The organism is Streptomyces microflavus (assembly GCF_014650075.1).
In the GTDB taxonomy this organism is placed as follows: domain Bacteria; phylum Actinomycetota; class Actinomycetes; order Streptomycetales; family Streptomycetaceae; genus Streptomyces; species Streptomyces microflavus.
The window spans coordinates 371524-393343 of sequence record NZ_BMUG01000002.1; the positions used below are offsets into that span (position 1 = coordinate 371524).

At 73.0% G+C, this 21820-nt stretch carries 21 protein-coding genes; 11 read left to right on the forward strand and 10 right to left on the reverse strand.

The window, feature by feature from the left end:
• Positions 1-429 (forward strand): universal stress protein, encoded by a 429-nt coding sequence (locus IE264_RS06740; protein ID WP_015609666.1) that lies wholly within the window; start codon positions 1-3, stop codon positions 427-429.
• A 31-nt stretch (positions 430-460) separates the two neighbouring features.
• Here the strand turns inward: IE264_RS06740 and IE264_RS06745 are convergent, their stop codons facing one another.
• Together IE264_RS06745 and IE264_RS06750 are read right to left on the reverse strand one after the other, a co-directional pair.
• The gene (locus tag IE264_RS06745) at positions 461-1687 is read right to left on the reverse strand and encodes a cation:proton antiporter (protein ID WP_032756022.1); all 1227 of its coding nucleotides are present in this window, start codon (positions 1685-1687) and stop codon (positions 461-463) included.
• A gap of 37 nt (positions 1688-1724) precedes the next feature.
• Positions 1725-3287 carry an alpha/beta hydrolase gene (locus IE264_RS06750; RefSeq protein WP_180288945.1) on the reverse strand — a complete coding sequence of 521 codons (1563 nt, stop codon included), beginning with the start codon at positions 3285-3287 and terminating at the stop codon, positions 1725-1727.
• A 218-nt stretch (positions 3288-3505) separates the two neighbouring features.
• On the opposite strand from IE264_RS06750, the gene IE264_RS06755 reads away from it, so the two are divergent.
• Positions 3506-5827, forward strand: coding sequence for an MMPL family transporter (locus tag IE264_RS06755; protein WP_032756016.1), 2322 nt, complete (start codon positions 3506-3508; stop codon positions 5825-5827).
• A 9-nt stretch (positions 5828-5836) separates the two neighbouring features.
• Positions 5837-6922: an acyltransferase family protein gene (locus IE264_RS06760; RefSeq protein WP_032756013.1), complete on the forward strand. Its 1086-nt coding sequence runs from the start codon at positions 5837-5839 to the stop codon at positions 6920-6922.
• A gap of 52 nt (positions 6923-6974) precedes the next feature.
• On the opposite strand, the gene IE264_RS06765 is transcribed toward IE264_RS06760, so the two are convergent.
• From IE264_RS06765 to IE264_RS06785, 5 genes are all read right to left on the reverse strand, one after another.
• A complete protein-coding gene (locus IE264_RS06765; RefSeq protein WP_015609671.1) occupies positions 6975-7178 on the reverse strand; it encodes a hypothetical protein in 204 nt (67 codons plus the stop codon).
• 64 nt (positions 7179-7242) lie between these two features.
• The gene (locus tag IE264_RS06770) at positions 7243-7584 is read right to left on the reverse strand and encodes an SCO5918 family protein (RefSeq protein WP_015609672.1); all 342 of its coding nucleotides are present in this window, start codon (positions 7582-7584) and stop codon (positions 7243-7245) included.
• 87 nt (positions 7585-7671) lie between these two features.
• Positions 7672-9240, reverse strand: a complete 1569-nt coding sequence (locus IE264_RS06775; protein ID WP_015609673.1) for a DEAD/DEAH box helicase — start codon at positions 9238-9240, stop codon at positions 7672-7674.
• 248 nt (positions 9241-9488) lie between these two features.
• The gene (locus IE264_RS06780) at positions 9489-9692 is read right to left on the reverse strand and encodes a cold-shock protein (RefSeq protein WP_015609674.1); all 204 of its coding nucleotides are present in this window, start codon (positions 9690-9692) and stop codon (positions 9489-9491) included.
• A gap of 311 nt (positions 9693-10003) precedes the next feature.
• Positions 10004-10330, reverse strand: coding sequence for a MerR family transcriptional regulator (locus tag IE264_RS06785; RefSeq protein WP_031122413.1), 327 nt, complete (start codon positions 10328-10330; stop codon positions 10004-10006).
• Positions 10331-10745: 415 nt separating this feature from the next.
• On the opposite strand from IE264_RS06785, the gene IE264_RS06790 reads away from it, so the two are divergent.
• The 5 genes from IE264_RS06790 to IE264_RS06810 all read left to right on the forward strand — a co-directional run bounded on the left by IE264_RS06790 (position 10746) and on the right by IE264_RS06810 (position 15222).
• A complete protein-coding gene (locus IE264_RS06790; RefSeq protein WP_190167595.1) occupies positions 10746-11360 on the forward strand; it encodes a hypothetical protein in 615 nt (204 codons plus the stop codon).
• A gap of 10 nt (positions 11361-11370) precedes the next feature.
• Positions 11371-11958 carry a toxin gene (locus IE264_RS06795; RefSeq protein ID WP_032756007.1) on the forward strand — a complete coding sequence of 196 codons (588 nt, stop codon included), beginning with the start codon at positions 11371-11373 and terminating at the stop codon, positions 11956-11958.
• A 132-nt stretch (positions 11959-12090) separates the two neighbouring features.
• A complete protein-coding gene (locus IE264_RS06800) occupies positions 12091-13359 on the forward strand; it encodes an MAB_1171c family putative transporter (protein ID WP_032756004.1) in 1269 nt (422 codons plus the stop codon).
• Positions 13356-13979, forward strand: a complete 624-nt coding sequence (locus IE264_RS06805; RefSeq protein WP_032756001.1) for a hypothetical protein — start codon at positions 13356-13358, stop codon at positions 13977-13979. The genes IE264_RS06800 and IE264_RS06805 overlap by 4 nt, the downstream gene beginning before the upstream one ends.
• Before the next feature lie 133 nt (positions 13980-14112).
• Complete coding sequence (locus IE264_RS06810) at positions 14113-15222, forward strand: NAD-dependent epimerase/dehydratase family protein (RefSeq protein ID WP_032756213.1); 1110 nt, start codon at positions 14113-14115, stop codon at positions 15220-15222.
• A gap of 197 nt (positions 15223-15419) precedes the next feature.
• Here the strand turns inward: IE264_RS06810 and IE264_RS06815 are convergent, their stop codons facing one another.
• The 3 genes from IE264_RS06815 to IE264_RS06825 form a co-directional block, all read right to left on the reverse strand.
• A complete protein-coding gene (locus tag IE264_RS06815) occupies positions 15420-16937 on the reverse strand; it encodes a ParB/Srx family N-terminal domain-containing protein (RefSeq protein ID WP_032755999.1) in 1518 nt (505 codons plus the stop codon).
• A gap of 158 nt (positions 16938-17095) precedes the next feature.
• Entirely contained in the window at positions 17096-18202 is a 1107-nt protein-coding gene (locus tag IE264_RS06820; protein WP_015609682.1) for a sensor histidine kinase, read from the reverse strand.
• Positions 18195-19094, reverse strand: a complete 900-nt coding sequence (locus IE264_RS06825; RefSeq protein WP_078657428.1) for a response regulator transcription factor — start codon at positions 19092-19094, stop codon at positions 18195-18197. The genes IE264_RS06820 and IE264_RS06825 overlap by 8 nt, the downstream gene beginning before the upstream one ends.
• A gap of 125 nt (positions 19095-19219) precedes the next feature.
• Between IE264_RS06825 and IE264_RS06830 the strand changes: the two genes are divergently transcribed.
• Genes IE264_RS06830 through IE264_RS06840 form a run of 3 tightly spaced genes read left to right on the forward strand, consistent with a single transcriptional unit; the run spans position 19220 to position 21593 of the window.
• Positions 19220-19993, forward strand: a complete 774-nt coding sequence (locus IE264_RS06830; RefSeq protein WP_032755995.1) for a glycosyltransferase family 2 protein — start codon at positions 19220-19222, stop codon at positions 19991-19993.
• Positions 19990-20688, forward strand: a complete 699-nt coding sequence (locus IE264_RS06835; RefSeq protein WP_051821779.1) for a TIGR04282 family arsenosugar biosynthesis glycosyltransferase — start codon at positions 19990-19992, stop codon at positions 20686-20688. The genes IE264_RS06830 and IE264_RS06835 overlap by 4 nt, the downstream gene beginning before the upstream one ends.
• Positions 20685-21593, forward strand: a complete 909-nt coding sequence (locus tag IE264_RS06840) for a class I SAM-dependent methyltransferase (protein WP_190167596.1) — start codon at positions 20685-20687, stop codon at positions 21591-21593. The genes IE264_RS06835 and IE264_RS06840 overlap by 4 nt, the downstream gene beginning before the upstream one ends.
• The last annotated feature ends 227 nt before the right edge of the window (positions 21594-21820 follow it).

Genomic DNA, 21820 nt, shown 5'->3' on the forward strand with positions numbered 1-21820 from the left:
ATGTCGGTCGTCCTCGGTTACGACGAGTCCCCCGGCGCCGCCCGCGCCCTGCGCATCGCGATCGAGGTGGCGGCGGCGTACGGCGAGGAGCTGGTCCTCGTCTACGGCGCCGCCGCGCCGGGCCTGCGCGACGGGGCCGAGTACCGCAGCCACTACGACGCGATCCGGCAGGCCGGCCGCACCGGCCTGGAGCACGCACTCACGGCCGCCGAGGAGGCCGGCGTACCGGCGAGTGTGGAGGTGCTGGACGAAAGCCCCGCACAGGCCCTCCTGGAGGCCGCCGAACGGCACGGGGCCCGGGTCATCGTGGTCGGCACCTGGGGCGAGAGCCCGATGCGCGGGGCCCTGCTCGGCTCGACCCCGCACAAGCTGCTGCACATGTCCCCGATCCCGGTCCTGTGCGTCCCGACGGAGGACGGCACGCCTTAGGAGGACGCCACACCTTAGGAAGGACGGGACCTCACCACGCCTCCCCGCTCTCCGCCGCACGGTCCGGGGCACCCGCCCCCTTGCCTCCCGCCTCCCGGCGCAGCAGCCGGAAGGCCAGCAGGGGGAACGTCAGCACCGACACCATCGCGGCGGCGACCAGCGCGGCGGCCTCGCCCGCACCGATCACCTTCTCGTCCAGGCCGATCGCCGTGATCGCGACCACCAGGGGCAGACAGGTCGACGCGAACAGCGCGAGCGCGGACCGCGGAGCGCGCCCGGTCAGGTCACGCGGGGCCAGGAGATACGCCGGTACGCCCCGCACCAGCAGGAACAGCAGCAGGAAGACCGGCAGGAGCAGCAGCGGGCGGCCGCCGTCCAGGAGCGCCGCGAGGTCGAAGTCGATGCCCGTGACGATGTAGAAGAACGGGACCAGGAAGCCGAAGCCGATGGCCTCGATCCGCCCCAGGATCTCCCCGCTGCGCTCGGGCACCGCCCCCTGGAGGACCAGCCGGGTCAGCATCCCGGCGGCGAACGCGCCGAGCAGGGTGTCCAGGCCGAAGACATGGGCGAGGCCCAGCATCCCGGCGAGCAGCAGCATCACGAAGCGGACGGCGAACTGACCGCTGCTGTGCAGGGTCATGGCGATGATCCGGGCGAACCACGGGGGCCTCGGCCGCATCGCCCAGAACACCGCGCCCACCGTGATGGCGGCGAACGCCGCCAGGACCACGCTCGCCGCCCCGGGACTCCGCCCGCTGAACAGCAGGGCCATCGCCACGATCGGCCCGAACTCGCCGACCGCCCCGAACGCCATCACCACCGACCCGAACCGCCCCTCCAGCCGCCCCGAGTCCCGCAGGATCGGCAGCACCGCGCCCAGCGCCGTACTGGTGAGCGCGGTACCGATCACCAGGCTCTTCGCCACGTCCGCGCCGCTGAGGAGCAGGGCGACACCGAGCCCGGCGACGAACGAGAGGATCCAGGCGCCGCCGGCCCGGCGCAGGGTGGAGCCGCGGACCTCGGCGAACCGGATCTCGTACCCCGCCAGGAAGATCAGCATGGAGAGGCCGAGGTCGGACAGGGTATCGATGACCTGGTCGTGGTGGGCCCAGCCGAGCACATCGGGTCCCACCAGGATGCCGAGCACGATCTCGAAGATGACGACGGGGACGGAGAGCCACCGCCCGGTCGCGTAGCCGAGCAGCGGGGCGAGAACCGCCAGGGCCATGATCAGGACGAGGGTCCCGGGGTGCTCCATCGCTCGTGTATAGCAAGGAACACCCCGGAATCAGCCGTTATGACACCCCGCCGGTGACACCCGGTCGGTTCGGGCAGTGGGTGTCCCGGCCGGGCCGCTTCCCGGTCACCAGGAAGTCGCTGACCACCCGGTCCCCGCAGGCGTTGCCGTTGCCCAGATACATCCCGTGGCCGCCCCGCTCGACGGTGACCATCCTGGCCCGCGCACCGAGCGCCGACCGCATCTTCAGCGCCCCCGCGTACGGGGTGGAGGGGTCGCGCAGGCTCTGGATCATCAGGACGTTCGACGGGCCCTCGTCGGATATCCGGGTGGGCCGCGGCTCCTCGTCGTGCTTCCAGAAGGCGCACGGCGTGATGTTGGCGGGCATCCCGGCCGTCAGCGGATACCGCGCCCGGTCGGCGGCGACCCGGCGGGCGTACCCGGTGGCCGGCCCCGGCCAGCGCACGTCGTTGCAGATCGCCGCGACCATCAGCGACGCGTCCTCGTCCGGCATCGGCCGCGCGAGGTCCGGGGTCAGCGACGGGCGGCCCTGCGGGTCCTGAGCCGCCTTCACCAGCCGGGCCAGCGGGGCGAACGCCGCATCGCTGTACAGGGCGTTCTGGAGCGCCTGCCGCAGCATGTTCCCGGTGAGCGGGGTTCCCGGCACGTCCGACACCTTCGGGTGCCGGTCCAACTGCCGCGCCAGGGCGAGGAACAGCGGCTGTACGTCCCCGGGGCGGCGGGCCAGCCGCAGCCCTTCCGCCTCCCGGGCCGGGTCCGTCGCCCACGCCGCGAAGTCGGGGAAGCGCTCGGCGGCGCCGGGCGCCATGTTCGCCAGCCAGCCGTACGCGACCCGGCCCGGGTCCGGGTCGCCGGTGCTGTCCAGGACCAGGCGGTCGACGCGGCCGGGGTGCTCCTGCGCGTAGACGGCGCCGACATAACTCCCGTACGAAGAACCCCAGATGGACACCTTCCGCTCGCCCAGCGCGCCGCGCAGCCGGTCCAGGTCACGGACCTCGTTCCCCGTGGTGAAGGAGCGCAGCACCGGGCCGCCGTTGCGGGCGCAGAGCTCGGCGGTGCGGCGGGAGCGCTCGGTGTTGGCGGCGATCGAGCCGTCCGGGGCGGGCCAGGACCGCAGCGTCATCAGGTGCCGGTCGGCCTCGGGGATCCGGCAGTTCGCCCGGGTGGAGGAGCCGACCCCACGTGGGTCCAGGCTGACCAGGTCGTACGCCCCCGCGGTCGCCGCCCGCAGCGCCTCGCCCTTCTGCGCCAGGCGCTGCACCCCGGAGGAGCCGGGCCCGCCGGGGATCACGAACAGTGTGCCGCGCCGGGCGTCAGGCCGGTCGGTGCGCAGCCGGGTGACGCCCACCGCGACCGTCGGGCCGCCGGGGTCGCCGTAGTCCAGCGGGACCCGCAGCTCGGCGCACTCCTGCCCGGCCGGGACCACCACCCCGCCGGGCGGCTCGCAGGGGTGCCAGGCGAGCGGGGCCGCGACGGGTCCCGCCGGGCGGCTGTGCGCGGCGGGCGACACATCGGCAGGTGCCACGGCGGCGGCCAGCGTGGCGGCCACGGCGGTCGCGGAGAGGGTGCGCAGGAGCGCCTTGCGGGTCCAATTCGTCATGGGACAAGCCTGGTTGACCCGGCCCCGGCTGCCCATCCGGAAGGCCGGTGAACGGAAGGTGGGGCCACCCCCCGGACCCGCCCTGCGGGACGCACCCGTCACCCGTTCCCCCGCTCCGGGGTGCCGGGGGCCGAGGGGGGCCTTTGAATGCGAAACCAGGGCAGCGAACCAGGGCAGCGAAACCGGCGCAGTACAGAGCGCACAGGACAGGGAGCCGCATGCCGTCGTCACCGGCCTCACAGGCCCGCACCGGCCGGGACGCCGCCCCGCGCCGCCGCCCGGGAGCGCTGCGCCGCACCGGCGAGTGGTGCGCCCGGCACTTCGTGACCGTCCTCGTGCTGTGGGTGGCCGCGCTCGCCGGGCTCCAGGTCCTCCAGCACGCCTACGGCGGGGACTACTCCGACGACTTCTCGCTCCCCGGCACCCAGTCGCAGGACGGCCTCGACGTCCTGAAGGCGCACGCGCCCCAGGCGGGCGGCTACAGCGCCCAAGTGGTGCTGCACGACGCCGACAAGCCGCTCACCTCGGTCTCCGACCAGGTCGCCACGGCCGTCGCCGACCTCCAGAAGCTGCCCGACGTGCTCTCCGCGCAGAGCCCGCTGCCGTCGTCCGGTTCCGCCCCGCCCCCGCCGCCCGACCCCAACACCGGGCCGCTCTCCACCGACCAGAAGACCGCCTACATCACCGTCCGCTTCAGCGTGCAGCCCTCCACCCTGGACCCGTCCTACCTCGACGGGGTCGACAAGGCGGTCCAGCCGCTGCGCTCGGCCGGGGTGGAGGTGGAGTACGGCGGACCGCTCGGCGAACTGGCCCGGCCCGAACCGAGCGACCGCACCAGCGAGGCGATCGGCTTCGGGGTGGCGATCGTGGTCCTGCTCATCGGCTTCGGCAGTCTCATCGCCGCCGTGCTGCCGCTGGTCACCGCCCTGGTCTGCGCCCTGTGCGGGCTCGCGCTGCTCGGCCTGCTGGCCGCCGCCGCGACCTTCGCGACCGTCTCCCCGACGCTCGCCACGATGATCGGTATCGGCGTCGGCATCGACTACGCCCTCTTCCTGGTCACCCGGCACCGGCAGAACCTGGTCGACGGCCAGGACCCGGTGACCGCCGCCGGGAACGCCGCCGCCACCAGCGGCCACGCGGTGCTGCTCTCCGGCTGCACGGTGATCATCGCGCTGTCGGGGCTGTGGGTCTCCGGGATCGGGTTCATCGGCAAGCTGGGCCTGGCCGCGGCGGTCACCGTCGTCACCGCGGTGATCGGCGCCCTCACCCTCGTACCGGCGATCCTCGGTCTCATCGGCCGCCACATCGACCGGGTGCACGTGCGGAAACCGGTGGCCGAGACCGTACCGGCGACGGAGAGCGCGGAGGCCGGCGGCTGGCACCGGTACGCGCAGCGGGTGGAGCGGCGGCCGTGGTGGTTCCTGGCCGGCGGAGTGGTCCTGCTGGCCGTCCTCTCCTTCCCCGTCTTCTTCATCCAGCTCGGCCACATCGGCGACGGCGCCGATCCGAAGTCGTTCACCGACCGGCGCGCCTTCGACCTGATGTCCAGCGCCTTCGGCCCCGGCTCCAACGACCCGCTGACCCTGGTCATCGACCAGAGCAAGGTGCCTTCGTCCGACCGTTCCGCCCTCGCCGACCAGGCTCAGAAGGCACTGACGAACGTTCCGGACGCGGCCGTGATCACCCCGCTGACCGCCACGTCGGACGGCGACGTGCTGACCGCCACCGCCTACTCGGTGGCCGCCCCGCAGGACGAGCGGACCACCTCCCTGACCAACCGGCTCACCGACGACGTCCTGCCGCAGGCCGTCTCCGGCACCGCCGCCGACACCTACGTCACCGGTACGACGGCCGCCCAGGTCGACTTCCTGGACATCGTCTCCAGCCGGCTGCCGCTGATCATCGCGGTCGTCGTGGCCCTGGCCTTCCTGGTGATCCTGGCCGTCTTCCGGGGCCTGCTCGTCGCGGTGAAGGCGGCCGTGCTCAACGTCCTGTCGATCGCCGCCTCGTACGGGGTCGTGGTGGCGGTCTTCCAGTGGGGCTGGGGCGGCCCGGCGCTGGGGGTGTCGGGGAAGGTCCCGATCGAGAGCTACGTCCCGATGATGATGTTCGCCATCGTCTTCGGGCTGAGCATGGACTACGAGATCTTCCTGCTCTCCCGCATCCACGAGGCCTGGCTGCGCACCGGCGACGCGCGGGCGAGCGTGGCGCACGCGCTGGAGATCACCGCCCGGGTCATCACCTGCGCGGCGCTGATCATGGTGAGCGTCTTCGCCGCGTTCGTGATCAGCGACAACATCGTGGTGAAGATGCTGGGCCTCGGGCTGGCCGCCAGCGTGCTCATCGACGCCACCGTCGTACGGCTGCTGCTGGTCCCGGCGGTGATGACCCTGCTGGGCCGGGCCGCCTGGTGGATCCCGCGCCCGCTGGACCGGATCCTGCCGCACCTGGACGCCGAGGGAGGCGCCCAGCCGTCCGGAAAGCCTCCGGTGGAAGTGACGGAGGACACAACTGGCGGAAGGAACGCCTCCGCCCCCTAGGGTGTCAGGATGCCCTCCCCCCTCACCTCCGAGCAGCCGCATCCCACAGCGGCTGCCGCCGTCCCGGAGACCGGCAAGCCGACTGCCGTCGGCCGGGACCACTTCTTCGACAACGCGAAGTACCTGGCGATCGTGCTGGTGGCGATCGGTCACGCGTGGGAGCCGCTGCCCAGCGGCCGGCTGGTGGAAGCCGCGTACACGCTGATCTACACCTTCCACATGCCGGTGTTCATCCTGATCGCGGGCTACTTCTCCCGGGGCTTCGAGCTGCGGCCGGACCGGGTGTGGAAGCTGATCACCAGCCTGCTGGTGCCGTACCTCATCTTCGAGGTCCTCTACACGGTCTTCCAGCGGCTCGTGGAGGACCCGGACTACCACCTGTCCCTGCTCTCCCCCTACTGGCTGCTGTGGTTCCTGCCCGCCCTCTTCTTCTGGCGGCTCTCCACCCCGGTCTGGCAGACGGTCCGCGCCCCGGTGCTGGTCGCCCTCGCCATCGCCGCCGTGGCGACCGTCTCACCGGCCGCCGACGGGGCCCTGCCGGTCCAGCGCACCCTGCAGTTCCTGCCGTTCTACGTGCTGGGCCTGCGGCTGGGCCCGCAGCACTTCGCCTTCGTACGGCGTACGTGGGTACGCGTCGTCTCCGTACCGGTCTTCGTGCTCGGGCTGCTGGTGGCGTACTGGCTGGTGCCCCGGACCTCGACCTCGTGGTTCTTCCGGAAGAACAGCACCCTGGAGATGGAGAGCGCCGAGTGGACCGGCCCGACGGCGACGCTCCTGCTGTTCGTGGCGGCCGTCGTGCTCGGCGCGTGCTTCCTGGCCTGGGTGCCCAAGGGCCACAGCTGGATGACGGCGCTCGGCAAGTGCACGCTGTACGGGTACCTGCTGCACGGCTTCGTCGTCCGGGGCCTGCGCTACGGGGGCTTCTACGAGCACCCGTTCTTCGACACCACGCTGGGCACGGTCACCGTCACCGTGGGCGCGGCGGTCGTGGTGACCCTGCTGTGCACCCCGTATGTACGGAGCCTGCTGCGCCCGCTGCTGGAGCCCCGGCTGGAGTGGGCAAAGCAGAAGCCGCCGGCCGCTCGGACGCCTTGACGGGTCGAGGGGCGGGCGGCTCAGGGCCGAAGGGCCCGGGCGGCGGAGCGGGTCACTGATCCAGGATGACGGTCCGGCCGATGACCGTGACGTGCTCCAGGACGTCCTCCAGCGGATCGTCGATCTGGCCCGTCGCGATCAGGGCCACCTGCGGGCCGTTGTGGGCATCCGTGTGCGTCTCGTCGGCATGGGCGGCGGTGGCGGGCAGTACGGCCGCCACCACCGTCACGCCTAACGCGGTCAGCTTCCTCTTCATGCTGTGGATCTTCGCCCGGCCCGGGCCCCGTGAAGGGCACCGACGCCGGGCGTCCGGCCACTTGTTACAGAGAGTCGCCTGAGCGCTCCTCGGCGGCTGCCGGGGTACCCAGCAGCGCGGAGGCGGTCTCCAGCGGGGTGCGGGCGGCAGCGGCGGCCGGGGCGACGGCCGTCTCCGCGGTACGGCAGGTGAAGCCGAGCTTGGAGAGCGCCCGGACGACCTCGGCGGAGGAGAAGTCACGCCGGTCCTGCCGGGTGATCACCTCGCCGACCTGCTTGACCGGGTAGACGCGGCGGCTGATGACCACCGCGTCACCGGTGACGGGTTCGGGCTTGATGCCCTTCATCGAGTCCTCCACCTCGTTCTTGAACAGATCGAAGGGGAAGCGGGCGATGACACAGCGCATGGGTCCTCAACAGGGGTCGAGTGGCTCGGGAGGCCGCACGGCGGAGCCGTACGGGGAGGGCGGCGGCGGACCGCCGCCCCGCGCGGGCTACGCGGCGCGGGTGGACCGGCGCAGCGCGGCGGCCGCACGCGCCTCCGGCGTCGGCACACCCGGACGGCCGCGACGGGCCGGGGCCCCGCCGCCGCGCTTGGTGCCGCGGCCCATGAACGCGCCGCCGGCGCTGCGGCCGGAACGCTCCTTGGGCGGGGAGGTGATGACCACCGGGACGCCCGAGGGCGTCTGTGCGCCGGTGATCCGGCTGAGCTCGGCCTCGCCGGAGCGGACCTGGGCGATCTGCGGGGTGATCCCGGCGTCGGCCATCAGCCGGGTCATCTCGCGGCGCTGGTTGGGCAGCACCAGCGTGACGACGCTGCCGGACTCCCCGGCGCGGGCGGTACGGCCGCCGCGGTGCAGGTAGTCCTTGTGGTCGCTGGGCGGGTCGACGTTGACGACGAGGTCCAGGTTGTCCACGTGGATGCCGCGGGCCGCGACGTTCGTGGCGACGAGGACCGTGACGTGCCCGGTCTTGAACCGCTCCAGGGTGCGGGTGCGCTGGGGCTGGGACTTGCCGCCGTGCAGCGCGGCCGCCCGGACCCCGCTGTGCAGCAGGTGGTCGGTGAGCTTGTCCACCGCGTGCTTGGTGTCCAGGAACATGATCACGCGCCCCTCGCGGGCGGCGATCTCCGTGGTGGTGGCGTACTTGTCGGCGCCCTGGACGTAGAGCACGTGGTGCTCCATCGTCGTGACGGCACCGGCGGCCGGGTCGACGGAGTGGACGACCGGGTCGTGCAGGTAGCGCTTGACGAGCAGGTCGACGTTGCGGTCGAGCGTCGCGGAGAAGAGCATCCGCTGCCCCTCCGGGTTGACCTGGTCGAGCAGCTCGGTGACCTGCGGCATGAAGCCCATGTCGGCCATCTGGTCGGCCTCGTCGAGGACGGTGATGGTGACCCGGTCCAGCCGGCAGTCGCCGCGCTCGATGAGGTCCTTGAGCCGGCCCGGGGTGGCGACGACGACTTCGGCGCCGCCGCGCAGCGCACTGGCCTGCCGGCCGATGGACATGCCGCCCACGACGGTGGCGATACGGAGCTTGAGCGAGCGGGCGTACGGGGTGAGCGCGTCGGTGACCTGCTGGGCCAGCTCCCGGGTGGGGACGAGCACCAGGGCGAGCGGGCGCTTGGCGTCGGCGCGGCGGCCCTCGGTACGGGCCAGCAGCGCCAGGCCGAAGGCGAGGGTCTTGCCCGAGCCGGTGCGGCCGCGGCCGAGGACGTCACGGCCGGCCAGCGAGTTCGGCAGGGTGGCCGCCTGGATCGGGAACGGGACCGTCATGCCCTCGGCGACGAGCGCCGCCTTGAGCGTGGCGGGCATCTCCAGCTCGCCGAAGGTCTCGGCGGCGGGCAGGGCCGGGGTGATGGTCACCGGCAGGGCGAACTCGCCCTTCAGCGCGGAGCTGCGGCGGCCACCGCCGCCGGAGCGCTTGGGGCCGCCACCGAACCCGGCGGCGCGGCGCTCGCCGCCACCGGAGTAGCGGGGGGCGCCGCCGGAGCGGGCGCCGGAGGGGCCGCCGGAGCGGGTGCGGGCGAATCGGTCGTTCGAGCGGGGCGTGCGTTCGCGGTTCATGCAGAACCTTTCCTCGATGGGGCACGTATCGAGGGATTCTTTTTCGGGAAGCGGCCGTGAACGGCACCCAGAATCGCAAGAACGAGCCGATGAAATGACAAAAAAATAGCGAAACCCGGCCGCCGGGAATCAGTGCACCGGACGCGGCTTCGGCAGGGGACGCGCACTCGGCGGATCCCGGAAACGACAACGAGCCGGGGCCCGCACCCCAAGGTGCGGGCCCCAGCTGCGCAGTACTACCTGAGCGATCAGGCGGGGGTGATGTTCTCGGCCTGCGGGCCCTTCTGGCCCTGCGTGACGTCGAAGTTCACCTTCTGGCCCTCCTGCAGCTCGCGGAAGCCGGAGGCGGCGATGTTGGAGTAGTGGGCGAAGACGTCAGCGCCGCCGCCGTCCTGCTCGATGAAGCCGAAGCCCTTTTCCGCGTTGAACCACTTCACGGTGCCAGTAGCCATGTCATATCTCCTTAGGGGAGGGGCAGTGCCCGTGGGCCCACACTGTGCGGACCCCACGTCGCCGCGATGATTACCCCGTCCGGAAGAACACCGGAAATACAAAAGTGCATCTACCGACATCGAGTCGGCTGATGCACTTGAAGTTTTTGGGAACCACAACTGCAACTGAGATCAACAGTAGCACGGCAGCACCGGGAGAGGATGAACCAAATATCACTCGGCATGGCGGAACAAAACGGCGGTAGAAAAAGCCTCATCGCGCATTGCGTGAAATTCTGTGCTGGCGAATGCAGATATGTTCCCGGCCGCGGTCAGCGGGCCGTGCGGCCCCGCAGCTCCTCGTTGAGGCGGAGCGCCTCTTCGAGCTGGTCCTCCAGGATGACGATGCGGCAGGCGGCCTCGACGGGCGTGCCGGCGTCGACGAGCTCGCGGGCGCGGGCGGCGATGCGCAACTGGTAGCGGGAGTAGCGGCGGTGACCGCCCTCGGACCGCAGCGGCGTGATCAGCCGGGCCTCACCGATCGCCCGCAGGAAACCCGGCGTCGCCCCGATCATCTCGGCGGCGCGCCCCATCGTGTAGGCGGGGTAGTCGTCGTCGTCGAGCCGATCGATGGCGTGCGAGGGGGTCTCCGGGGGCATCTGCACCTCTTCTGTCACGCATGACCGAGGGCCCGGGGCGCCGTACACCTGCGGGGTGCCCCTCTGCTGCGTACCGCTGTTTCACCTGACTGCACAAGAAATCCTAATCGGCCGGGAAGGTCATGTCTATCGCGGCCGGAACAGGTTTCGGCCACCGGCGGGCGGGCGGTGGCCGACGCGCCACTGGAACTGACCGACTGGTCAGTTGTCGTCGGGCGGACCGCGGGGCCATAATGCACGCGTAGCCCTTCACGCATCCCCCGTCGTGAAGGGCTACACCCCTGTCCGGCACCGGTTCCGGGCCTGCCCGGCCCTGGCTAGCGGACCGGTTCGGGCGCCTCGATCATCACGGGCAAGGGACTCCCCTCGTGGTCCCCTGCCCGTGTTTTTTCGAGTTAACAGTGACGTAGAGTGTTTGCGCAAGCTCAGTTCCGACTCCGAGGTGAGCGTGGAGGCCCGGATGGCCATGGACGACGGTGACGAACCCGGTGCGGAACGGAACGAACCACCCGAGACGGCCGGCCCTCCCCCGCTGAACTCGCTGCGGGAAAAAGTCGAGTACATGGTCGAGAAGACCTTCCCCGGCCAGAAGATCTCGGGCCGGTTCTTCTCGGAGCTGGTGCGGGAGCGCGGCGGATCCCTCTCGCACAGCTACTTCTCCAACATCCTCGCCGGCAAGGTCACCCAGCCCTCGGAGGAGATCCTCAAGGCCCTCGGGCTCGGGTTCGGCGTGGACTGGCGGTTCTTCAAGGAGGAGTCCGAGGTCGTCGACGACGTCGTCGCGGGGCTCCAGTTCCTGGCCAAGCGGCGGACCGGGGAGATCAGCGGGGTGGCGGGCCGCGGACTGGACGACGACGGGCTCCCGCCGGAGCTGCTCCGGTTCGCGCTCTCCCTGCTGGAGGACGCCGCGCGGGAGACCCCGGAGGAGACATCGCGGGGGGCCCGGGAGACCACTCGGGAGACCTCGCGAGGCGGGGAGAGTGCGGCCGATGGGGGCGTGAACCACCGCCCGGACGGTCCGGAAGCGTAGCGTCGGTGTCATGTCCCTGCGGAAGCTGCGCAAAGAGTGCGAGGCACAGCTCGCCGACCTGCCCATCCCGGCTCCGTTCTCACTGACCGGTCTGGTCGCCAACATGGAGGCGGCGCGCGGCCGCACCATCCGGCTGCACGAGATGCCGGACCGGCTCGCCCGCGTCAACGCCGCCTGCGGACTGCGTCTGAAGGCGGACACCACCAGCCTCGTCCTCTACCGCCGCAGGCCGACCGTCTACCAGACCGAGCACGTCATCCTGCACGAGCTGTGCCACGAGTGGTTCGACCACGGGACGACCCTCGACGCGGAGCAACTGCGCACGCTGCTCCCGGTCTTCGACACCTCGCTGATCGCCCGGATGATCTCCCCCGAGGCCGCCGAGTCCTTCACCTCCGGCGGCTCCACCGTCCAGGCCCGCGCGCAGTACGCCACCCACGACGAACGCATGGCCGAATTCGGTGCCTCCCTGATCCCCCGGATGGCGCGGGACCTCACCACCGATGACATGGTGGGGCGGCTGACCGACTCCCTCTCCCGCCCGGTGGCCCACCGCCGTCGCGGGCTGTTCCCCCGGAGACGGCCGGACGACGCGTGACACCGCACGGGTGGAACGACAGCTGACACGTGCCACCGCCCCACCGCCACCACGATCACCACCCCAAGCACCATCACCACCGCAAGCACCTCCCCCGCGCCCGACCACCCGACACCCGAGGACGAGACCGCTGTGACCCCCCTCGATCTCGCCGGATACCTGATAGCCGGCCTGATGACAGCCGTTGCCCTGTGGCGTATGCCCGCTGCCCTGTGGGGAGATGAGGAGGACCGCAGACGGCGGGCCCTGTGGGGCTGTTACGCCGGATTCGCCGTCGCCCTGTGGACGAAGACCGAGGCGGTGCGCACCGGGCTCAACAACAGTGCCGTCACCGACCTCGCCGTCCTCATCAAGCACTACACCGCGACGGTGGCGATTCTGGCCATCCTCAGCTACATCGTCGCCATCTACGGCAGCTACCCGGAGGCGGGCGCAGTCCCCCGCCACGTACGGTTCGCCCGGCTCGTCCAGCAGGTCGCGGCGAAGGCCTCGGTGGCGACGCTGATCCTGCTGACCGTCCTGTTCTTCACCGTGGTCGACCGCTCCGTCCCCTCGGACCGCTTCGTCTCCAACCACGCGGGCGAGTGGGGCGCCACGCTCTACATGAGCGTCTTCTACCTCTTCCTCGGCGCCGCCTCCGCCGTCTGCGCCTTCCAGTGGGCGCTGGCCACCGCCGACGCCCGACGGCGCCATCTGCGCATCGGGCTCGGGATGATGACGTTCGCGATGTTCATCGGCGTCGGCTACACCGTCAGCCGGACCCTGTTCCTCTGGGTCAGCGTGGTGGACGAGCCGAGCGAGGCGTTCGCCCTCCGCTTCGACCAGGTGACCGAGGCGGCGCAGCTGGTCCTCTTCGCGTTCTTCGCCCTCGGGGCCTCGGTCCCCGCCTTCAGCACCGGCGCACGCCGGGTGCGGCTGTGGCGGGCCCAGGTCCGGCTGCACGCCCTCTGGTACGAGCTGATGGCGTCCTTCCCCGACCAGCCCTTCGACCCGCCCGCCTCCCTCACCCGGGAGCTGACCCGGTTCAACGCCCCGGCCGACCTGCGGATCGACCGCTGGGCCGCCGACATCGCGGACGCGGCCGAGAAGCTGCGCCACTACGTCCCCGACGGGCTGGCCTCGGCCGCGGCGGAGGCCGCCGCCCGGGACGCCGCCGATGCCCACCGGGCGGCGGCGCTCGGCGACGCGTACTGGATCAAGGCCGCCCTGCTGGCCAAGGAGTCCGGCGCCCCCGCCGGTCCCGCCGCCGAGGTGACGGCCCAGCAGGCCGCCGACCAGGACGGCGAGGTGGCCCGGCTGGAGCGGGTCGCCGCCGCGTACCGGACGGTCACGGTGGAGCGCGCCCGCGAGGTGCTGGCCACGGCCACCGCCACGGAAAAGCAGACGGAGCGGACCTCGTGAGCAGCACCACACCCGAAGACACCGCCACCGCCACCACGCCCGAAGACACCACCCGCACCTCCGTCGCGCGCACGGTCACCGACGTACTCCAGCCCCGCAACGCCCTGCTCGCCGGGATGCTCGGCCTCGGGCTCGCCGCGGCCGGCGACTGGACCGGGCTGCTCTGGGGGTTCCTCGGGGCGCTCTGCGCCGGGCTGATCCCTGCGGGGTACATCGAGTGGGAGCGCGGGCGCGGTACCTGGGGCGACCGCCATGTCGTCGACCGTACGAAGCGGGCGCCGATCTTCTTCGTCATCCTCGGCTCGATCGGTACCGGTTCGGTGGTGATGGTCCTCGGCGACGCGCCGCACGGCATCCTCGTCGCGATGCTCGCGCTCTGGGTGATGACGATCGGGCTGCTGGCCGTCAACACGGTGTGGAAGATCTCGGTCGACTCGGCGGTGGCCTCGGCGGTCGTGGCCCTGCTCGCGGTCGTGCACTCCCCGTGGTGGCTGGCCGCGTACGCGCTGACCCTGGCCGTCTGCTGGTCACGGGTGGCCCTCGGCTACCACACGGTCGCCCAGACCGTGGCCGGTGCGGCGCTGGGGGCGGCGACGACGGTGGCGTACGCGTTCGGCTGAGCGTTCCCGTGCCGTACGACCTCCCGTGCGCCCGGCGCCGGGCGGGCGCGGCCGCGTGGGCGGACCTTACGGTCCCGTGACACGCGTGCGCCGCGCACCGCCCGGTGGCCGCCCGGCCCCTAGCGTGGCCGCCATGCGCGTACTGGTCACCGGCGGAGCCGGGTTCATCGGGTCACATGTCGTCGCCGCACTCACCGCGGCCGGGCACGAGAGCGTGGTGCTCGACGCGTTGCTGCCCTCGGCGCACCCCGGTGCCACGGCCCCCGAGGTCCCCGGGGCCCACCTGGTCGTCGGGGATGTCCGGGACCGGGAGGCGGTGGCGGGCGCGCTCGCCGGGGTGGACGCGGTCTGCCACCAGGCGGCGATGGTGGGGCTGGGCAAGGACTTCGCGGACGCGCCGCTGTACGTGGGGTGCAACGACCTCGGTACGGCGGTGCTGCTGGCGGAGATGGCCGCCGCCGGGGTGCGGGATCTCGTACTGGCCGGGTCGATGGTCGTCTACGGCGAGGGCCGCTACGACTGCCCGCGCCACGGCACGGTCCGCCCCGGCCCGCGCGCGGAGGCCGGACTGCGGGCGGGGAGCTTCGAGCCCCACTGCCCCGACTGCGGTGCGGAGTTGGTGCCGGGCCTGGTCTCCGAGGACGCGCCCGCCGACCCGCGCAACGTGTACGCGACCACCAAACTCGCCCAGGAGCACCTGGCCGCCGCGTGGGCGCGGGCCACGGGGGGCCGGGCGGTGTCGCTGCGCTACCACAACGTGTACGGGCCGGGGATGCCGCGCGACACCCCGTACGCCGGGGTCGCCTCGTTCTTCCGCTCGGCCCTGGCGCGCGGGGAGGCGCCCCGGGTCTACGAGGACGGGCGCCAGCGCCGCGACTTCGTCCACGTCCGCGATGTCGCCGCGGCCAACGCGGTGGCCCTGGAGGCGGTCCGGGAGCGCCGGCCCGCCTCCTTCACCGCGTACAACACGGGCAGCGGGGAGCCGCACACCATCGGCGAGATGGCCACCGCGCTGGCCGCCGCGCACGGCGGGCCGGAGCCGGTGGTGACCGGGGAGTACCGCCTCGGCGACGTACGCCATGTCACGGCGGACTCGCGGCGGCTGCGCGAGGAGCTGGGGTGGCGGCCGGGGGTCGGCTTCGCGGAGGGGATGGCGGAGTTCGCGCGGGCTGGGCTGCGGGGAGCGGGAGCGGCTCAGGTCGAAGGGGCGGCGCCCCAGCCCGTGGGGGCTGAGGCGCCCTAATGCTCGGACTGCGGGACTGCGGGACTGCGGGACTACGGGACTACGGGACTACGGGACTACGGGACTACGGGACTACGGCGTTGCGGGCTGAGGCGCCGGACCGCTCGCGCTGCGGGGCTACGGGCTGAGGCGCGGCCGTAGCGCGTGGCTGCGGGGCTGCGGGCTGAGGCGCGCGCCGTAGCCCGTAGCTCCGGGGCTCACACTCCGGCGCACTGCCCCGTGCGCGGGCCGCGGACCTCGTTGTTGCGGCCCGTGGTGTCCGGGGCCGGCAGGTTGCCGGAGCACGCCACGGGGCCCGTGATCCTGTTGGCGGCGAGCAGGACGCCTCCGGTGTTGCCGGTCAGGACGACGGCCCCGGTGACGGAGTTGGCGGTGCAGCCGGGGCCGCCCAGCCGGACGGGTCCGGTGGTCCGGCTGATGGCCAGGGGCCCGGTGATGCCGGAGCCGCACACGTGGATCGCGGCGGCGCGGTCGGCCTGGAGCGGGCCCTCCAGCGTGGAGCCGGTCAGGACGAGGGCCGCACCGGCGCGGACGGTGACCGGGCCGCGCAGGGCAGCGCGGTCGACGCAGGTGACACCGCCGGTGACGGTCAGCGGCCCGTTGCGCGTACCGGTGATCTTCGTGGTGCAGGCGGGGACGGGCTCCACCCGGGCCTTGTAGTCGAGCGCCTCGGCGAGCTTGCCCGGCTTGGGGTCCGTCAGCGGCTTGCCCAACTTGGCGAACTCCCCGCCCGTCTCCTTCTTCCCGCCGTTCCACTCCGCGATCCGGCCCAGCTGGGCAGCGGTCTTCCCGTCGTCGACGACCGCGTCCGGGGCGAGCGCGGCCATGGACTTCGAGGCGCTCTTGACCAGGTCGAGGTACGGGCCGGGGGAGGTGAGGTCGTACGCGGCCGCGTCGTGCTCCCCGCGCAGCCAGGAGCCCCAGGAGAACTCCAGGAACTCCGTCGCCCCGTCCGGGACTTCGTAACCGATGTCCCGCGTGAAGTAGACGAGGCTGCGGTACGGGTCGTCGCGGAAGTTCGTGATCCCCAGGCGGTCCGGCAACTGGTCGACGCCCAAGGGCTTGTTGTTCTCGTCGCGCAGCCAGACCTTCTTCTCGGCGGTCATCCGCTGCCAGAAGGCTGTGGTGGAGAGGGAGCTGAAGTTGTCGGTGACGCGGAGGCGGATCGGCAGCCGGGTGGAGCCGTCGGGGCCCTCCAGGAAGGACGTCAGCGTGTGGTGTCCGTCGGTGAGGTACAGCTTCCCGCCCGGCCCGACCACGGCCGTCTTCATCGGGGCGATCGACTTCGCGGTCTCCTGGCCGAGCGGCACCGTGCAGGAGAAGCTCGCCGGGTCGTCCAGGTGGGCGCCGGGGCTCACCGAGGCCGCCTCGCCCTGGCCGTTGGTCTCGCACCAGTCGTCGAAGCGCTTGTTGAAGCCGCCCGCCGCCTCGTCCCGGTCGCTGCCGTAGCGGCCCAGCTTGTAGAAGACCTGGTCGAAGCCGAGCACGGCCTGCGTCGGGTGGAGTTCGCCCAGGGTGACGCCGATCAGATCGCCCGGCTGCGCACAGCTGCGCGGCAGCGGCCCGCTCCCGGCGCACGCCCCCGAACCGCCCGCGCCACCGGGGCCCGCCGCGACCGCCCCGGTGGACGCGCCGACGACGACCGTGCCCGCGGCCAGTACTGCGGCCAGCAGCCGGGCCCCGCGCCGGGGCAGGCCGGTACTCGATCTGTTCATGGACGTCCTCTCCGTACACACGGATCTCGTGCACGTGATTCCGTACACGCGTTCTTCCGTGGGGACGATCGCAAGGCGCGGCGACGCCCGTACGGACGTGGTGTGAACGGGCGGTGACGCTGTCATGCCGCAGTGGGGGGACCGGTCGGCCCGGGCCCTCACACCGCCGGGAGCGTGACCGAGAAGCAGCAGCCGCCCTGGACGTTGCGGACCTCGGCGCGCCCGGCGTGGGCCTCCACGATGCCGCGCACGATGGCCAGGCCGAGTCCCGCGCCGGCCGGGGGCGTACGGGCATGGCTGCCGCGCCAGCCGGTGTCGAAGACCCGGGGCAGGTCCTCCTCCGGGATGCCTCCGCAGCCGTCGGTCACCGACAGGACGACCCCGCCGTCCGAGCGGTGCGCGGACAGCGCCACCGTGCCGTCCGCCGGGGTGCGGCGGATGGCGTTGATCAGGAGGTTGCCCAGCACCCGGCTCATCTCCTTGCCGTCCACCTCCACCGGCACCTCCTCGATCCGGTCGCCCACCAGCCGCACCCCGCGCTCGCGCGCCAGCGGGCCGGCCCCGGCCAGCGCGTCGTCGACCAGGTCGTAGAGGGAGATCCGGGCCGGGGCGAGGGTGAGGGAACCGGCGTGGATGCGGGAGAGTTCGAAGAGGTCGCCGACCATCCCGTTCATGCGCTCCACCTCCGTCCGTATCTGCCGCAGATAGCGCCCGGAGTCGGGGGCCATGCCGTCCTCCAGCGCCTCGGCCATGGCCCGCAGGCCCGCCAGCGGTGTGCGCAGATCGTGCGAGATCCAGGCGACGAGCTCGCGCCGCGAGGTCTCCAGGGCCCGTTCGCGCTCGCGTGAGCTGTCCAGCTTGGCGCTGGTGGCGGCCAGCTCGCGGGTGAGCGCGGCCAGCTCGGCGGTGGGCTGCCCGGCGGGCGGCGCGAAGGTGCCGCCGTCGCCGAACGACCGCGCGGCCAGGGTCAGTTCCCTGCTGCGGGCCGCGACCCAGCGGCCCAGCAGTACGGCGGTGACCAGGGAGACCACGGCGGCCATGGCGACGACGGTCGTCACGACGTACAGGTCGTGCGAGGACAGGAACATCGCCCACGCCACCGTCAGCGTCCCGGCGAGCATCGCGGCGACGGCCACGCCGGCGACGACGCTCATCGAGACCACGAGCGACCGGTGGCGCAGGAGCCGCAGGACGAGCGCGCCGAGCAGTCCGGCGGCGGCCGCACCGAGGAAGGCGAACAGCGCGATGAGGAGGAGGTCACGCACGGGGTGCTCCCGCCGTATGGTCGGTGGTCCCAGGAGCCTCAGGGGCCTCAGAGGCCTCTATGGCCCTCGTGGCCTCAGGGGACTCAGGGGCCCCCGTGGCCCCCGTGGCCCCCGCAGTCTCCCCGGCCTCCCCGGCCTCCCCGGCCTCCCCGTCGCCCGGGAGGTCCAGGCGGTACCCCACCCCCCACACCGTACGGATCAACCGGGGCCGTGCCGGGTCCTGTTCGACCTTGCCGCGCAGCCTGCGGATGTGGACAGTGACCGTGGACAGGTCGCCGAAGTCCCAGCCCCAGACCTCCCGCATCAGCTCCTCCCGGCCGAACGCCCGCCCGGGATGCCGGAGAAGGAAGGCGAGCAGGTCGAACTCCCGCAGGGTCAGGGCGAGTCCGGCCCCTCCGCGGGAAGCGCTGCGAGCCACCGGGTCCAGGCACAGTCCGGCGCCCGACAGCGGTCGGGCCTCTTCGGCGGCGGGCGTCCCGGCACCGGCGCGGCGCAGCACGGACTCGACCCGCAGGACCAGTTCACGCGGGCTGAACGGCTTGGTGACGTAGTCGTCGGCCCCGGTCTCCAGGCCGAGGATGCGGTCCTCCTCGTCACCGCGTGCGGTGAGCATGATGACCGGGACCGGCCCGTGCGCGCGCATCCGGCGGCAGACCTCGAACCCGTCCATGGCGGGCAGCATCAGGTCCAGGACGACGAGGTCGGGCCGGGCCGCCGCGAACCGTTCCAGGGCTGCGGGCCCGTCCCCGGCCCGCTCGACGGCGTACCCGGCACGGTGCAGATAGCCGACGACGACCTCGGCCACGGTCGGGTCGTCGTCCACGACGAGGACCCGGCCGCGCCTGCCTTCGGTGGCGGGTGCGTGGGGCGGGGCGGACGGGGAGTTCTCCATGGCGTCCACCTTCGCACCGCTCTCCGGCGCGCCGGGGGAGGAGCCCGCCGCCATCCGGCCGACGTCCATGTTTCGTAAGAACCTGAAGACCGGAATGCCGGAGTTGTCTCCGTAGGGTGAGGCGGGTGACCGATTCCTCTGCCCTTCACCCGGAAGCCGTCCCTCCGCAATCAGCCATTCCGAAGGCCGACGTCGTCCTGCCCTGCCTCGACGAGGCGGGCGCCCTGCCCTGGGTGCTCGACCGGATTCCCGACGGCTGGCGCGCGATCGTCGTCGACAACGGCTCGACCGACGGGTCGGCCGAGATCGCCCGCTCCCTCGGCGCGAGCGTCGTCACCGAGGAGCGGCGCGGGTTCGGTGCGGCCTGCCATGCCGGACTGCTCGCCGCCGAGGCCGAGTTCGTCTGCTTCTGCGACTGCGACGGCTCACTGGACCCCGCGCTGCTGGCCGGGTTCGTCCGGCGGATCGCGGACGGTGAGTGCGATCTGCTGCTCGGCCGCCGCCGCCCCGAGGGCCGGGGCGCCTGGCCCCCGCACGCGCGCGCGGGAAACCTGGCGCTCGCCCGGATGCTCCGCCGCCGTACGGGGCTGCGCCTGCACGACCTCGGCCCGCTGCGGGCGGCCCGCCGCAGCGACCTGCTGGCCCTGGACCTCACCGACCGGCGCAGCGGCTACCCGCTCCAGATGGTGGTGCGGGCCTCGGACGCCGGGCTGCGAGTCGCGGAGAGCGATGTCCCCTACCGGCCGCGCACCGGGAAGTCGAAGGTGACCGGCACCTGGCGGGGCACCTGGCACGCGGTGCGCGACATGCGCGGGGTCCTGCGCGAACCACCGGCGGACGCACCGGCCGACCGTGCCCCCGCCTCGGCCGCCCCGACCGGAACGGGGGCCGCCCGATGAGCGCGTACGGAAACAGTGGACCCGCCGGGCCCGTCGCGTACGGACCCAGTGGTCCCGACGGACCCACGGATTTGCTGGTCATCGCGAAGGAACCGGTGCCCGGCCGGGTCAAGACCCGGCTCTGTCCGCCCTTCTCCCACGCCGAGGCCGCCGAGCTCGCCGCCGCCGCCCTGGCGGACACCTTGCGGACCGTGCTCGCCCTCCCCGGCCGGCGGCGCGTCCTCGTCCTCGACGGGCGGCCGGGCCCCTGGGTGCCGCCGGGCATCGAGGTGGTCCCGCAGAGCGCGGGCGGACTGGACGAGCGGCTCGCGGCGGCCTTCGGCGGGTGTACCGGGCCGGCCCTCCTGGTCGGCATGGACACCCCGCAGATCACCCCGGCCCTCCTCGCCCCCGCCCTCGCCCCGGACGCCTGGGAGCGCTGCGACGCCTGGTTCGGCCCCGCCGAGGACGGCGGCTTCTGGGCCCTGGGCCTCGCGCAACCCGATCCCGCCCTGCTGCGCGGGGTGCCCATGTCCGTCCCGGAGACCGGTGCGGTGCAGCGGCGCCGGCTGGTGGAGGCCGGTCTGCGGGTACGGGACCTGCCGGTCCTGCTCGACGTGGACACGGCGGCCGACGCCCACCGGGTCGCGGCCGAGGCTCCCGACGGCCGGTTCGCCGCGGTGCTCGGCCGGCTGACCGGGGTGGGGGTCCGATGAGTACGACGCTGCCCCCGTCCTCGTCCGGGACGGCCACACAGGAGTCCCGGGAGACCACCGACGCTCCGGACGCACCCACTTCCCGGGAGACCACCGACACCCTGGACGTCGGCCCCGAAACCGAACCCGGCCTGGGCGCGGAAGCCCGTACCGCCCCCTGGGGCACCGACCCGTACGCCAACGCCCTGCGCAACGGACACGGACCGCTCTTCCTCCGACGCAGCGACGGCTGGCTGCTGCCCCTGGAGGTCGAACGCTGGTGCTCCGACGCGGGCTCCGCCGACCTCTCGGCCCTGCACCGGTGCGAGGGCCCGGTGCTGGACATCGGCTGCGGGCCGGGGCGGCTCGTCGCGGAGCTGAGCGCGCTGGGCCACCGCGCGCTCGGCATCGACGTCAGCGAGGCGGCGGTGGCCCGCACCCGGCGCATCGGCGGCTCCGCCCTGCTCCGCAGCGTCTTCGATCCGCTGCCGGGGGAGGGCCGTTGGGGCACCGTGCTGCTCGTCGACGGCAACATCGGCATCGGCGGCGACCCGGCCGCCCTGCTGGACCGGGCGGCCGAACTCCTCTCCACCGGCGGGCTGCTGATCGCGGAGACCTCGCCGCTCGACATCGACGAACGCGTCCAGGTCCGCCTGGACGACGGCCTGCGCACACCGGCGGAGAAGGCCGCGCCGGGCCCGGCGGACCGGCCGTTCCCCTGGGCCCGGATCGGCACCCCGGCGCTCCTGCGGTACGCGGACGCGTGCGGCTGGCGTCCGGCCGATCAGTGGAGCGCGGAGGGCCGGGCCTTCGTCTCCCTGCGCCGCCCCCGTCCTCCCGTACGGGACCGGAGCGCGCGGACCAGCAGCCAGAGCGCGGAGAGCGCGAACAACGCCCCCGTGATCAGCAGCCAGTGGGAGAGGTAGAGGTCCGGTGAGGTGCCGGAGGCGGCCACGTACCGCCGCTCGGTCCGCCGGGTGATCAGCGGGAACCAGATCAGCAGGAGCAGCCCGGAGAGGAACACCGGTACGCGGACGAAGTTGACCAGGGCTCGCCGCGGTCCCAGCGCCGCGCGCAGAGCCCGGTCGGCCCCCGCGTACACCGGGAGCAGCACCAGATCGTGCAGCAGCGCCGACCCGGCGAACCAGAGCAG